Consider the following 13035-nt stretch of genomic DNA (forward strand, 5'->3'; position numbering starts at 1 on the left):
GCGGCGTTACGACTTTCAGCTCACATCGAACGACGTGTCGTCGATGACGAACGACGTCTGCAGGACGGAGCCCTCGGTGCCGGTGAACTTCAGCGTGACCGTCTGGCCGGCGTAGGTGCTGAGGTCGAAGGTCCGGCGGGTGTAGCCGGTCGCGGCGTTGAGGTTGGAGTACGTGACCAGGGTGGAAAGGACCGTGCCGCTGCTGTTGAGGACCTGGACCTTCAAGGTGTCGTAGGCCGTGGTGGTCGTGGTCTCGGCCGTGTCGATGTGCAGATAGAAGCTGAGGGCCGCCGAGCAGCCGGAGGGGATGGTCACCGACTGGGACAGGGTGTCGGTGTGCGCGGAGCCGTATCCGGAGAGCCAGGCCTTGTACGAGCCGGTGCGGGCGGCCTGGCCGGAGTCGTTGGTGATGACACCGCTGGTGGCGGACCAGGAGGTGGCGCCGGACTCGAAGCCGGGGTTGGCGAGCAGTTGGCGGGCCGTGCAGCTGGTGCCGCCGCCCCCACCGTCGCCCTCGCCGCCCGACAGCCACTCCGTGGCGTTGAGGGCCAGCTCGGCGTTGGTGCCGGCGGTGTCGTTCCAGCCGTCGTAGAGCGTGTTGCCGGACTGGCCGGTGCCGTCGTCGATGGGTGAGCTGTCTCCCCAGAACGCGACACGGCCGCTGCCGAAGGTGCTCGTCGCGAAGAACGCGCCGGTGTTGCCCGAGTAGCCGGGGCGGTAGACCAGGCCCTTGACGGAGGAGTTCGCGGACGGGCTGAGCGTGACGGTCGTACCGCTGCGGATGATGCTGCCGGTGACCTTGCCGAAGGATCCGTTGAGCACCGGGTCGGCGGTGTCCGTGATGGCCTTGGGGTTCTCGCTGCTGATGCTGAGGGAGTCGACGGTGAAGCCGAAGGGGTTGGTGCTGTCGACGCTGTTGTTGCTCATCAGGTCGTTGACGACCTCGACGCCGTCGTAGCCGTCGTTGTTGCGGTCGGCTCCGCTGTGATTCGGGATCACGAAGAGCCCGCCGCCGTTCTTCACGAAGTTCATCACGGCGGTCTTCTCTGCGCTGCTGAGCAGGACGTTCGGTTCGGGCAGCACGAAGGTGTCGAAGTTCTGCAGGTCGAGCGCCGCGGACGTGCCGTAGGTGATGGTGCTGCCTGAAGGCAGCGTCTTGAGCGAGTAGCTGCCGGTCTGCTGCAGGGCGACGCCCCAGGAGGAGAGGGCGCCGGTCCAGTCGGTCTCCGCCGTGGGGGTGGCGTCCTGGGCGAGCGGGTCGGGCTGGCTGGTGCTGATGATCCAGTCGGCGTTGCCGGCGGTCTCGGCCTTGGAGTTGTCGAAGAGGACGCGGTGGGGGGTGGCCGCGGCAGCCGAGGCGGACTGGGTGGACGCCGCGTCGGCCGGGGCGGCGCCTGCCGTGCCCGCGGCCGTGCCCGCGGACAGCAGTCCACAGGCGACGACCAGGACCGCGGCGCCCGAGATTCTGCGGCGGGATCTTCTGGATCCGAGCATCCGGCATACCTCCGTGAGGGGTGGGGGAAGGAGCGGTGCGAGCGTCGGGTCTTCGCGCGTAGACCCGAGGGATCGACGAGTGGTTGAGCCATGCGGGAGCGGGTGCACCGTACATGACAATCACCTCCTCGCAACAGGCCCCGCCGGCCATCGCCGCAGCCGCGCACGACACCACAGGACCCCTTCTTCCCGCCCCCGCATCAGCCGCCGCCGCTTGGCCCAACCACGCTCCCCGGCGCCGGGGAAATGCCTGCCGCAACACTCGCGCCGCCCACGGGCCGGTCCTAGAGTGACGTACATCACGTCCAGACAGCTGATACCCCTCGCCCGGTCCTCTGGGAGGACACACATGACCCGCATTTCGGTGAAGGTGGACGGCACGACGTACGAGGACGATGTGGAACCCCGGCTGCTCCTCGTCCACTATCTGCGCGACCGGCTGGGCCTGACCGGCACCCCCGTGGGCTGCGACACGACCAACTGCGGGGCCTGCACGGTCGACCTGGACGGCGAGAGCGTCAAGAGCTGCACGGTGCTCGCCGTCCAGGCCGACGGATGCGCCGTCACGACGATCCAGGGCCTCGCCACGGACGGCGACTGGCATCCGCTCCAGAAGGCGTTCCACGAGCAGCACGCGCTGCAGTGCGGCTTCTGCACACCCGGGATGATCATGGCTGCCCGGGACCTGCTCGAGGAGAACCCGCACCCGACCGCCGACGAGGTGCGCCTCGCGCTGGAGGGCAACCTCTGCCGGTGCACCGGCTACCAGAACATCGTGAACGCGGTCCTCGCCGCCGCGGGCAACGGCTCCGCGCACGGCACAGGTTCAGGTCAGGAGAAAGGTCAGGAGACCTCGGTCAAGGAGGCGGCCGTATGACCGACCAGCTCACCAACCGCGCGGACCAGCGCGAAGTCGGCCGCGCCCGCCCCCGCAAGGAGGACGCCCGTCTCGTCACGGGACAGACCAACTGGACCGACAACATCACGGTGCCCGGACTGCTCCACATGGCGATCCTGCGCAGCCCGATGGCCCACGCGCGGATCGACCGCGTCGATGTCGCGCCCGCCCGGGAACGCCCAGGAGTCATCGCCGCCTTCAGCGGCCGCGATCTCGCCGAGGGGCTCGGCTCGCTCCCCTGCGCCTGGCCCGTGACCGAGGACATCGTCCTGCCCGACCACCCGCCGATCGCGGTCGACGAGGTCCGCTACGCCGGTGACCCGGTGGCCGTCGTCGTCGCACGCGACCGGTACGCGGCGGCCGACGCCCTGGAGGCCGTCGAGGTCGACTACACACCGCTGCCCCCGGTCCTCGGCCTGGAGGCCGCACTCGCCGGCGACGCCCCGCTGGTCCACTCCGACAAGGGCACCAACCGCTGCTACGTCTGGCCCCTGGCCACCGGGCTGAACTACGACGAGGTCAGGGCACGTGCGGATGTCGTCCTGAAGCGTCGCTACACGCAACAGCGGCTGATCCCCAACGCCATGGAACCCCGTGCCGTCGTCGTCAGCCCGCAGGCCGCCTCCGGCGAGTACACCGTCTACTCCGCCACGCAGATCCCGCACATCCTGCGCATCATGCTGTCCGTCGTCACCGGCGTCCCCGAGCACAAGCTGCGGGTGATCGCGCCGGACGTCGGCGGCGGTTTCGGCTCCAAGCTGCAGGTGTACGGCGAGGAGGCGCTGGCGCTGGCCGTCGCCCGGAAGCTGGGCAGGCCCGTGAAGTGGACCGAGTCCCGCTCCGAGGGCTATCTGGCCACGCACCACGGCCGCGCCCAGATCCAGGACATCGAGGTCGCCGCGACCCGCGAGGGCAAGCTGCTCGGCCTGAAGGTCGACCTGCTGGCGGACATGGGCGCGTATCTGATGCTGGTCACGCCGGGGATCCCGATCCTGGGCGCGTTCATGTACCCGGCGATCTACAAGATGGACGCGTACTCCTTCACCTGTACCGGCGTCTTCACGACCAAGACGCCCACCGATGCCTACCGGGGCGCCGGCCGGCCCGAGGCGACGTTCGCCATCGAGCGGATCATGGACGAGCTCGCGGCCGAACTCGACCTCGACCCGGTGGAGCTGCGCCGCCGCAACTGGATCGAGCACAACGAGTTCCCGTACACGACGATCGCGGGCCTCACCTACGACAGCGGCAACTACGAGGCTGCCACCGAGAAGGCACTTGCCCGCTTCGGATACGACGACCTGCGTGCCGAGCAGCAGAAACGTAACGAGAGCGGTGACGCGGTGCGGCTGGGCATCGGCGTGTCGACGTACACCGAGATGTGCGGTCTGGCGCCGAGCCGGGTGCTGCGCGATCTGCGCTATGCGGCGGGCGGCTGGGAGGCGGCGAGCATCCGGATGCTGCCGACCGGCAAGGTCGAGGTGGTCACCGGCACCAGCCCGCACGGCCAGGGGCATGTCACCAGCTGGAGCCAGATCGCCGCCGACGCGCTCGGGGTGCCCTTCGAGGACGTCGAGGTGCTGCACGGCGACACGCTGACCTCCCCGCAGGGCATGGACACCTACGGCTCCCGCTCGCTGGTGGTCGGCGGCGCCGCGGTGCATCACGCGGCCCAGAAAGTGGTGGCCAAGGCCCGGAAGGTGGCCGCGCATCTGCTGGAGGCGAGCGAAGGGGACCTGGACTTCAAGGACGGTGTCTTCTCCGTGAAGGGCTCCCCGGAGGCGCGCAAGACCATCCAGGAGATCGCGTTCGAGACGTTCTCGTCGCACGACCTGCCGGACGGCATGGAGCCGACGATCAACGCCGAGCATCTGCTCGACCCGGAGAACTTCTCGTATCCGCACGGCACCCACCTGTGCGCGGTCGAGGTCGACACCGAGACAGGGCACGTGCGGATCCGGTCCTACGTCTGCGTGGACGACGTGGGCCGCGTGATCAACCCGATGATCGTCGAGGGGCAGGTGCACGGCGGCCTGGCGCAGGGCATCGCGCAGGCGCTGTACGAGGAGGCGGTGTACGACGAGGAGGGCAACCTGGTCTCCGGCACGATGGCGGACTACCTGGTGCCCGGCGCCCCGGACCTGCCCGAGTTCGTCACCGACCGGACCGAGACCCCGGCCGCCTCCAACCCGCTCGGTGTCAAGGGAGTCGGCGAGGCGGGCACGATCGCCTCGACCCCGGCCGTCGTGAACGCGATCGTGGACGCGCTGCGGCCGCTCGGCGTCACGGACGTGCCGATGCCGTGCGCTCCGCAGCGGGTCTGGCAGGCCATCAGGCAGGCGCGGGCAGCGAAGGAGGCCACGGCATGATTCCCGCGGCATTCGACTATGCGAGGCCGGAGACGGTCGACGAGGCCGTACGCACCCTCGCGGACGCGCAGGGCGAGACGAAGGTGCTGGCCGGCGGCCAGAGCCTGCTGCCCATCCTGCGGCTACGGCTCGCCTTCCCCGATCTCGTCGTCGACATCGGCCGGATCCCGGAGCTGCGCGGCGTACACGAGGACGGCGACAAGCTGGTCATCGGCGCGATGACCACGCACCACGCCGTCATCCACGATCCGCTGGTACGGCAGTACGCCGGGCTGCTGGCCGAGGCGACCGCCGAGGTCGGCGATCCGGCCGTACGCCACCGGGGCACCCTGGGCGGTTCGCTTGCCCACGCCGACCCGGCAAGCGATCTGCCCGCAGTGGTGCTGGCGCTCGACGGCGAGCTGGTCGCCGCGGGTCCGCAGGGGCGGCGCACCATCCCGGCGCGCGACTTCTTCACCGACTACCTCCAGACCGCGCTGGAGCCGGACGAGCTGCTGGTGGAGGTACGCGTGCCGAAGACGGCCGCGGCGGAGGGCTGGGGCTTCCACTACGAGAAGTTCCACCGGGTCGCGCAGTCCTGGGCGATCGTCGGCGTTGCGGCCATGGTGCGGCGCGACGACGGCCGTATCACCGAGTCCCGTATCGGGCTGACGAACATGGGTACGACCCCGGTGCGTGCGGAGTCGACGGAGGCGGCGCTGGTGGGCGCCGCGGCCGAGCCGGACCCGGTGGCGCGGGCCGCCGAGGCCGCGGCGGACGGCACGCACCCGTCGTCCGATGTGTCGGCGTCGCCTGAGTACCGCGAGCACCTCGCCCGAGTTCTGACGCGGCGTGCGGTCCTGGCCGCGGCCAGGATGGAGTGAGGGGCCGATCGGACGGATGAGCGGATCGCCCCGATGAACGGGCCGATGAGCGGAACATGCGGATGAGCCGAGCAGCAGGCGGTGCCGGCGAGGGCCTGCCGACCGGTCCGGACGAGGTGCGGACCCGGCTGGAGGAGACCGGTTATCTCGTCGACGACGGGCTGGCCATCGCCTGCTTCCTGGCCCTGAAGCTGCACCGGCCGATCTTCTGCGAGGGGGACGCGGGCGTGGGCAAGACCTCGCTCGCGTCCGCCCTCGCTCAGATACTCGGCGCCCCGCTGATCCGGCTGCAGTGCTACGAGGGCATCGACGTCTCCCAGGCCCTGTACGACTGGGACTTCCCTCGGCAGCTGCTGCATCTGCGGGCCGCCGAGGCCGCCGGGATCACGGACGCCGAGCGGCTGGAAGGCGAACTCTACGACCGGCGGTTCCTGGTGGCCCGGCCCCTGCTGCGGGCCCTGGAGACACAGCCGTCGGTTCTGCTCGTCGACGAGGTGGACCGGGCGGACGACGAGTTCGAGGCCTTCCTGCTGGAGCTGCTGTCGGAGTACTCGGTCACGATCCCCGAACTCGGCACGCTGCGGTCCGAGTCCCCGCCGGTCGTGGTGCTCACCTCGAACCGGACCCGCGAGGTGCACGACGCGCTGAAGCGGCGCTGTCTGTACCACTGGTTCGACCATCCCGGATTCGCCCGCGAACTGGCCATCGTCCGCAGGCGGCTCCCCGGGGTGACTTTGCGGCTCGCCGAGCAGGTGACGGCCCTGGTGCAGGCCCTGCGCGCGGAGGACCTGCTCAAGCCGCCCGGTGTGGCCGAGACCATCGACTGGGCCGAGGCCCTGGACGCGCTGGGCGCCACCGAGCTGGACGCGGAACTGGCGGTGGCCACGCTCGGATCGGTGCTCAAGTACCGCGAGGACGCCGAGCGCGCCCGCGGGCTCGACATGACCGCCATCCTGGCGGCACGCGGGGCGTGAGTACGGTGACGACGACAGCCGACGGCCCCGCGGTACTGGTCGGGTTCGCCCGGGCGCTGCGTGCGGCGGGCGTGGACGCCGGGCCCGACCGCGTCCAGGCGTTCCTGGGCGCGCTGGATGTCCTGCGTCCGGGGCTGCGCTCCGACGTGTACTGGGCAGGGAGGCTCACCCTGTGCGGCAACCGGGACGACCTGGAGCGCTACGACCGCGTCTTCGGCGGGTACTTCGGCCCCGGGCCCGACGCGCGGGGCCGTCTCCCGCGTCCCACTCCCCCACCACGGCTGCGGCTGGTCGTACGGGACACGGGCCCCTCGCCTGCTCCCGCGCCACGCACCGAGCAGGACGCTCCTCCGGCGGCCGCGCTGGCGAGCTCCACCGAGGTGCTGCGCCACCGCGACCTGGCCGAGCTGACGGCGGCCGAACGCGACCAGTTGCGGCGGCTGCTGGCCGCGTTCGCGCTCTACGGCGAGCCGCGGCGCACCGCACGCCTCCACCCGGCGCGGCGCGGAACCGTCGACCCGCGCCGGACCGTACGGGAAATGCTCCGCCGCGGCGGGGAACCCGCCCGGCTGCGCCGCCACGCCCGGGCGGACCGGCCGCGCCGGGTGGTACTGCTCGTGGACGTCAGCGGTTCGATGGCCCCGTACGCGGATGCGTTGCTGCGCTTCGCGCACGCCGCCACGCATGGCGCGCCGGCCCGGGAGCGCGCCCGCACGGAGGTGTTCACGATCGGCACCCGGCTGACGCGGGTCACCCGTGAACTGGCCCACCGGGACCCCGACATGGCGATGAACGCGGTCGCGGCCGCCGTACCGGACTGGCGCGGCGGCACCCGGCTCGGCGAGATGCTGCGCGGCTTCCTCGACCGGTGGGGGCAGCGCGGCATGGCGCGCGGCGCGGTCGTCGTCGTGCTCTCCGACGGCTGGGAGCGCGGGGACCCGGCGCTGCTGGCCGGCCAGATGCGGCGGCTGCACCGGCTGGCGCACCGGGTCGTCTGGGCCAATCCCCGCAAGGCCCGGCCCGGTTACGCACCGCTGGCGGCCGGTATGGCGGCGGCGCTGCCGAGCGTGGACGCTTTCGTCGAGGGACACAGCCTGGCCGCGCTGGAGCGTCTGGCGGCGGTGGTGAGAGGAGCGGACGATGCGTGAGATCCTTCCGGCGCTCAGCCAGTGGTACGCGCAGGGGTCGCCGTTCGGGCTGGCCACCGTCGTCGCGGTCAGCCGCAGCGCACCGCGCGATCCGGGGGCTTCGATGGCGGTGGGCCCGGGTGACGAGGTCGTGGGCAGCGTCTCGGGCGGCTGTGTGGAGGGCGCCGTCTTCGAGCTGGCCCAGGAGGTCGTGGAGAGCGGCGAGGCACAACTCGAGACGTTCGGCTACAGCGACGACGACGCGTTCGCCGTCGGCCTCACCTGCGGCGGCGAGATCACGCTGCTCGTACGGTCCGTGTCGCCGGAAACGGACCCCTCGTTCGGTGATGTCGCCGAGTCGGTCGCCGCGGGCCGGCCGGTCACCGTCGCGACCGTCATCGACGGCCCGGCACCTCGCGGCGCCACGCTGGCCGTGTGGCCGGACCGGGTGTCCGGGTCACTGGGCTCGACCGGACTGGACGTGGCCGTCACCGCGGACGCGCGGGGCGAGCTGGCGCAGGGCGCCACCGGGCAGCGGCACTACGGCCCTCACGGGGAGAGGCGCGAGGACGCCGTCACGGTGTTCCTCCACTCCTTCGCCCCACCACCGCGGATGCTGGTCTTCGGCGCGATCGACTACGCGGCCGCGGTGGCCCGGATCGGCGACTTCCTCGGCTACCGGGTCACGGTGTGCGACGCCCGGCCGGTGTTCGCCACGCCGAAGCGGTTCCCGGAGGGCGTCGAGGTCGTCGTGGACTGGCCGCACCGCTATCTGAGCGGCACCGACACCGACCACCGCACGGTGATCTGCGTGCTCACCCATGACCCGAAGTTCGACGTGCCGCTACTGGAGGAGGCGCTGCGCCGCCCTGCGGCGTACATCGGTGCGATGGGCAGCCGCCGCACCCACGACGACCGTATGAAGCGGCTGCGGGAGGCGGGGGTCGGCGAGGAGGAGCTGGACCGGCTCAGGTCGCCGGTCGGCCTCGACCTCGGGGCCCGTACGCCCGAGGAGGTGGCCGTCTCCGTCGCTGCGGAGATCGTCGCCCTGCGCTGGGGCGGTACCGGCACTCCGCTGACGGAGACTGCCGGGGCGATCCATCCGCCGAACACGGCACCGCAGTCGAACACCGCGCCGCAGTGAGCTGCAGTGGGCTGCAGTGGTGAGGAACGCGTCGAGCGAGCGAGGAACGCCAGGAGGAGAGCATGGAGTTGCACCACGAGTTCACCGTCCCCGTCGCGGTCGACGAGGCATGGCGGGTGCTGCTGGACATCGAGCGGGTGGCACCCTGCATGCCCGGCGCGACGGTGGAGGAGTTCGACGGCAAGACCGTCACCGGCACGGTCAAGGTGAAGGTCGGCCCGATCACGGTCACGTACCGGGGTACGGCCGTCTTCGAAGAACTGGACGAGAGCGCGCATCGACTGGTCCTCAACGCCAGCGGCAGGGAGACTCGCGGACCGGGCACGGCCAGGGCCACCGTCACCGGCACGCTGACCGAGCAGGACGGCGCCACCCATGTCTCGGTACGGACCGACCTGGCGATCACGGGGCGGCCGGCTCAGTTCGGGCGCGGCGTCATGGCCGAGGTGGGCGAGAAACTCGTCGGCCAGTTCGCCGACTGCCTGTCGGAGCAGCTCACGGCGCCTCCGGCGGCCGCCTCGGGGGCCGTGGCGGGTGCGGGGGCCCCGGCGGCTGCGGAGGCTACCGAGGCCGCCGTGGCTGAGCGCCCAGCTCCCGTGGAGGCCGAGCCGATCGACCTCGTACGGACCGCGGGCCTGCCCGTCGCCAAACGCGCGGTGACCGCGGTGCTGGCGGCAGCCGCCGTCGCCGCGCTGATCTTCGTCGCGATCCGACGGCGCCGCTGAAGGGTCACCGCCGCCCCGGTGATCTGTCGCTCACACGCTTGGTCCGGTCCCCCGGGCCGCCTGAACGCCCAGATAGGGCGGCAGGCACGCGCTGTGCCAGGATTCCGCGGAGTGATCCGATGGAGATACGGAGTCCTGTGAGCCAGACCGACGTCACCACAGCGCCGCCCCGCCCCCTGCTTCTCGCGGACGGACGGCCTGCCGCCGAGGCCTGGTCCCTGGATGCCGCGCAGAAGCACCTCAATCACGGTTCGTTCGGTGCGGTTCCGGTCGTGGCGCAGGCCGAGCAGAACCGGTTGCGGACGGAGATGGACCGGTCTCCGGGTCTGTGGTTCCCGGGCCTGTCCCAGCGGGTCGCCTGTGCTCGGGCCGAGATCGCGGCGTTTCTCCGCGTCGCTGCGGAGGAGCTCGCGCTCGTCCCCAATGCGAGCGGCGGCGCGAGTGTCGTCTACGCGAACGTCCCGGCCCGGCACGGCGGCGAAGTCCTGGTGACCGACCATGGCTACGGGGCGGTCACGATGGGGGCCGAGCGTCTGGCCCGGCGCTGGGGCGGGACGGTCCGTACGGCGCGTGTGCCGCTCGACGCCGACGAGGACCAGGCGTACGAGGCCGTGGTCGCCGAGATGAACGAGGCGACCGGTCTGATCGTCCTCGACCACATCACGTCGGCGACCGCACGCTGGATGCCCGTCGAGCGGATCGGCGCGGAGGCACGGGCCAGGGGAATTCCCCTTCTTCTGGACGGGGCGCATGTGCCCGGACTGGCCGAGGATCCGGTGTCCGGCGTGGAGTGCGACTTCTGGGTCGGCAATCTCCACAAGTTCGGCTGCGCGCCTCGGGGTACGGCCGCGCTCGTCGCCCGCGGCGCGCTGCGCGCTGAGCTCTACCCTCTGATCGACTCCTGGGGATCCCCGGAGCCGTTCCCGGACCGTTTCGACACCCAGGGAACGGTCGACGTCACCAGTTTTCTGGCGGCTCCGACGGCGCTCGACTTCGTCGAGTCCACCTGGGGCTGGGACACGGCCCGTACGTACATGGGCGACCTCGCCGACTACGCCGAGGGCGTCGTCGCCGAAGCCTTTGCCGAACTGACCGGCGAAAGCGCCACCGTCGACGTCGGCATGCCGGTCAGCGCACTCCGCCTGGTCCGGCTTCCCGACGGTCTGGCCACGACGCGCGTCGACGCCGACGCCCTGCGGGACCGGGTGGCGCAGGAACTGGGTGTGGAAGCGGCCTTCACGAGTTTCGGCGGCGTCGGTTACATGCGCCTGTCGACGCACGTCTACAACACCGCCGAAGACTTCGCATACTTCGCCGAGCGCTGTGTTCCGGTGCTCGGCGCATGGGCTCGGACGGCACGAGTGTCCTAGGCCCTGTCGTCAAACTCCCGGCGTCCGCCCGAAGGGCGGGCCCCTCCCAGCGGTAGCTGGGGGAGGGAGTTCGACGACAGCCTAGAACCAGGCGGGCTGACCGGGAGTGTCGGATGCGGCGTTCGTCGCGCCCTCGGAGTCCGCTGAGCCCGGGGACTTCGGCGAGTCCGGGGACTCCGAGGACGCCGATGGTTCTGGTGCCCCTCCCGATTGCTGCGGAGGTTGCTGCGACTGCGTCGGTCCGGGCGTCTCTCCCGCGTCCGGCCGGCTCTGCGACTGTGGCGACCCGGATTCCCGCGAATCCGATGGCTCATCCGAGTACGACGGCGGATCCGATGACTCCCTCGAGTCCGGCGACTCGGGAGATGCCGGCGAACTGGGCGACTCACCCTCGTCAGGCGACTGCGGCGACTCGCCCGGCGACCGTGCCGATTCGGGGGACTCAGAGGGCTCAGGAGACTGGGACTTGGGCGACTCGGGGGACTCCCCCGGCGGCTCAGGGGACTCGCCCGCGGACTCCGCGGACCCTGGGGACTCCGGCGCCTCCGAAGACGAGGTGTCCGGCGACGGCGCGTCCCTGCTCGGTGTGGGCGTGCCCGTCGTCGGCGTCGGTTCCTGGGCCGATGGAGTCGAGTCGGTCGCCTGGGGAGTCGGCATGGTGGGACTCGTCGGCCGGGATGTCTTCTGGTCCTGGGCGCCTGTGTCGCCCGGTCGGCGCGAGAACCAGTCGTCCTCGTCCGGGTCGACCATGATGAAAACGTCCACCGGCTGGGGCGCGGGCGTCACGACCACGACGTTCGACGGCCGGTACGCGGGCCAGGAGTCGCCGGTCGTTGTGGGCGTGCTCTTGTGCGCGACCGGAGGCAGCAGCGGGTTGCCGCAGGCGCACCGCACCCGTGGGACACCGCGGTCGTCGACGAGGACGGCCGTACCGGCCTGCAGGACCGCCTGATAGCCGGTCGCGGAGCCGTCGCGGTAGCTGTGGTTGGTGACGCGGGTGTCCACCCGCAGCTGTACGGGTGTGAGCGACCGGAGATGGTCGGGCACCGCGGAGGGCTCGATGCCGAGAACCGAGGCGAACGCCTTCTTCTTCTCCGGAGCCTTGTCGAGCGCGGCGATCTGCCCCTCCACATCGCAGCTGGAGACGTTCCGCGTCCCGCTGTAGAGGCCGGGGGCCGACCCTTCCACGCCGCGTGTCGCCTGGGGCGTCTCCGTGGGGCTTGGCAGGGCGGGCGGCGACGCCGGTGGGGAGCTGTCCCGCGCCGTCGACTCCGTGAACGGGTCCGGGCCCGTCGTCCCGGCGGCCTGAAGGAAGACCTCACCCTGGTTCTGCGAGCCGCCGCCGGGAAGGGTCAGGACAGCGGCAAGGGCCACGACGGCCGCGATCACCACGGCGATCAACGAAACCCTGCGCGACGGCCTCCACCTGGGACGGCCTCGGTTCCCCGAGTCCTTGCCCGGCTCCCCCGAACCGCCGTCGCCTCCTCCGCTGGGCTGCCCGCCCGGCGGAGCCGGCGGCGGAGACGGGTTCGGCCCGGAGGGACTCGCGAGCGGACCGGGCGGCGGACCCTCGGGAGGGTTGGACGATGGCGGTTCGAGGGTCACGAGCGCCTCCTCGCCGGCGGAACGGTTCGACTCACTGGAATCACAGCCCGAGGGAGATGGCGAGCCGCGTGAGTTCCGCCGTGCTGTTGATTCCCAGCTTGGCCCGGATACGACGGAGGTACGCGTCGACCGTGTGCCTCGAGAGCCCCATGTGGCGGGCCGTCTGCAGGTAGGTGTGCCCTGCGGCGATGTGTCGCAGTGTCTCCTGCTCACGCGGGGCCAGCGCGTCCAGCGCGGGCTGCGTGGCCGCGGGCGCTTCGGCGTGCGGCGTGGTGGTGAAGCTCATGGGACGTCCTCCGACGGATCGGCTTGTCTTCGCTGCTCGCACCCTCGGAAGCAGGTGACAAATACCGGAATGTCGCTCTTGCCCGTATTCACGCCAGGAGTCCTGGGGCCGGTTCCATGCCGTTGCACACTTTCTGAAGATTTTCGGACCCCGCCCGAGGGCTTCGAGCCGACGACCGCG

Annotated in this window: 10 protein-coding genes and 1 pseudogene; 8 read left to right on the plus strand and 3 right to left on the minus strand. The window is 71.4% G+C overall.

Annotation, left to right across the window (positions count from 1 at the left end; all coding sequences use genetic code 11):
• Window positions 1-15: 15 nt before the first annotated feature.
• Window positions 16-1494: a hydrolase gene (locus tag ACSMXV_RS03225; RefSeq protein ID WP_473176177.1), complete on the minus strand. Its 1479-nt coding sequence runs from the start codon at window positions 1492-1494 to the stop codon at window positions 16-18.
• Window positions 1495-1843: 349 nt separating this feature from the next.
• On the opposite strand from ACSMXV_RS03225, the gene ACSMXV_RS03230 reads away from it, so the two are divergent.
• The 8 genes from ACSMXV_RS03230 (at window position 1844) to ACSMXV_RS03265 (ending at window position 10964) form a co-directional block, all read left to right on the plus strand.
• Window positions 1844-2371 (plus strand): (2Fe-2S)-binding protein, encoded by a 528-nt coding sequence (locus tag ACSMXV_RS03230; RefSeq protein ID WP_473176178.1) that lies wholly within the window; start codon window positions 1844-1846, stop codon window positions 2369-2371.
• Window positions 2368-4761 carry a xanthine dehydrogenase family protein molybdopterin-binding subunit gene (locus ACSMXV_RS03235; protein WP_473176179.1) on the plus strand — a complete coding sequence of 798 codons (2394 nt, stop codon included), beginning with the start codon at window positions 2368-2370 and terminating at the stop codon, window positions 4759-4761. The genes ACSMXV_RS03230 and ACSMXV_RS03235 overlap by 4 nt, the downstream gene beginning before the upstream one ends.
• The gene (locus ACSMXV_RS03240) at window positions 4758-5624 is read left to right on the plus strand and encodes an FAD binding domain-containing protein (RefSeq protein WP_473176180.1); all 867 of its coding nucleotides are present in this window, start codon (window positions 4758-4760) and stop codon (window positions 5622-5624) included. Before ACSMXV_RS03235 ends, ACSMXV_RS03240 begins: the two co-directional genes overlap by 4 nt.
• A gap of 62 nt (window positions 5625-5686) precedes the next feature.
• The gene (locus ACSMXV_RS03245; RefSeq protein WP_473176181.1) at window positions 5687-6598 is read left to right on the plus strand and encodes an AAA family ATPase; all 912 of its coding nucleotides are present in this window, start codon (window positions 5687-5689) and stop codon (window positions 6596-6598) included.
• Complete coding sequence (locus tag ACSMXV_RS03250; RefSeq protein ID WP_473176182.1) at window positions 6595-7746, plus strand: vWA domain-containing protein; 1152 nt, start codon at window positions 6595-6597, stop codon at window positions 7744-7746. Before ACSMXV_RS03245 ends, ACSMXV_RS03250 begins: the two co-directional genes overlap by 4 nt.
• On the plus strand, window positions 7739-8869 hold the full coding sequence (locus ACSMXV_RS03255) for an XdhC family protein (RefSeq protein WP_473176183.1): 1131 nt from the start codon (window positions 7739-7741) through the stop codon (window positions 8867-8869). The genes ACSMXV_RS03250 and ACSMXV_RS03255 overlap by 8 nt, the downstream gene beginning before the upstream one ends.
• A gap of 62 nt (window positions 8870-8931) precedes the next feature.
• Window positions 8932-9594, plus strand: a complete 663-nt coding sequence (locus tag ACSMXV_RS03260) for an SRPBCC family protein (RefSeq protein WP_473176184.1) — start codon at window positions 8932-8934, stop codon at window positions 9592-9594.
• 137 nt (window positions 9595-9731) lie between these two features.
• The gene (locus ACSMXV_RS03265; protein WP_473176185.1) at window positions 9732-10964 is read left to right on the plus strand and encodes an aminotransferase class V-fold PLP-dependent enzyme; all 1233 of its coding nucleotides are present in this window, start codon (window positions 9732-9734) and stop codon (window positions 10962-10964) included.
• Window positions 10965-11327: 363 nt separating this feature from the next.
• Here ACSMXV_RS03265 and ACSMXV_RS03270 read toward each other — a convergent pair.
• Both ACSMXV_RS03270 and ACSMXV_RS03275 read right to left on the minus strand, forming a co-directional pair.
• Window positions 11328-12569, minus strand: a pseudogene (locus tag ACSMXV_RS03270) (DUF6777 domain-containing protein); the annotation flags it as partial.
• Between the two features lie 40 nt (window positions 12570-12609).
• Entirely contained in the window at window positions 12610-12855 is a 246-nt protein-coding gene (locus ACSMXV_RS03275) for a response regulator transcription factor (protein WP_473176186.1), read from the minus strand.
• Window positions 12856-13035 lie beyond the last annotated feature (180 nt).

This window comes from Streptomyces sp. DSM 42067 (genome assembly GCF_055792885.1).

Excerpts from the sequence above, each read along its gene's own strand:
- ACSMXV_RS03235 (WP_473176179.1), top strand. The coding sequence starts at position 2,368 with ATGACCGACCAGCTCACCAACCGCGCGGACCAGCGCGAAGTCGGCCGC.
- ACSMXV_RS03260 (WP_473176184.1), top strand. The coding sequence starts at position 8,932 with ATGGAGTTGCACCACGAGTTCACCGTCCCCGTCGCGGTCGACGAGGCA.
- ACSMXV_RS03255 (WP_473176183.1), top strand. The coding sequence starts at position 7,739 with ATGCGTGAGATCCTTCCGGCGCTCAGCCAGTGGTACGCGCAGGGGTCG.
- ACSMXV_RS03230 (WP_473176178.1), top strand. The coding sequence starts at position 1,844 with ATGACCCGCATTTCGGTGAAGGTGGACGGCACGACGTACGAGGACGAT.
- ACSMXV_RS03240 (WP_473176180.1), top strand. The coding sequence starts at position 4,758 with ATGATTCCCGCGGCATTCGACTATGCGAGGCCGGAGACGGTCGACGAG.
- ACSMXV_RS03225 (WP_473176177.1), bottom strand. The coding sequence starts at position 1,494 with ATGCTCGGATCCAGAAGATCCCGCCGCAGAATCTCGGGCGCCGCGGTC.
- ACSMXV_RS03275 (WP_473176186.1), bottom strand. The coding sequence starts at position 12,855 with ATGAGCTTCACCACCACGCCGCACGCCGAAGCGCCCGCGGCCACGCAG.
- ACSMXV_RS03245 (WP_473176181.1), top strand. The coding sequence starts at position 5,687 with ATGAGCCGAGCAGCAGGCGGTGCCGGCGAGGGCCTGCCGACCGGTCCG.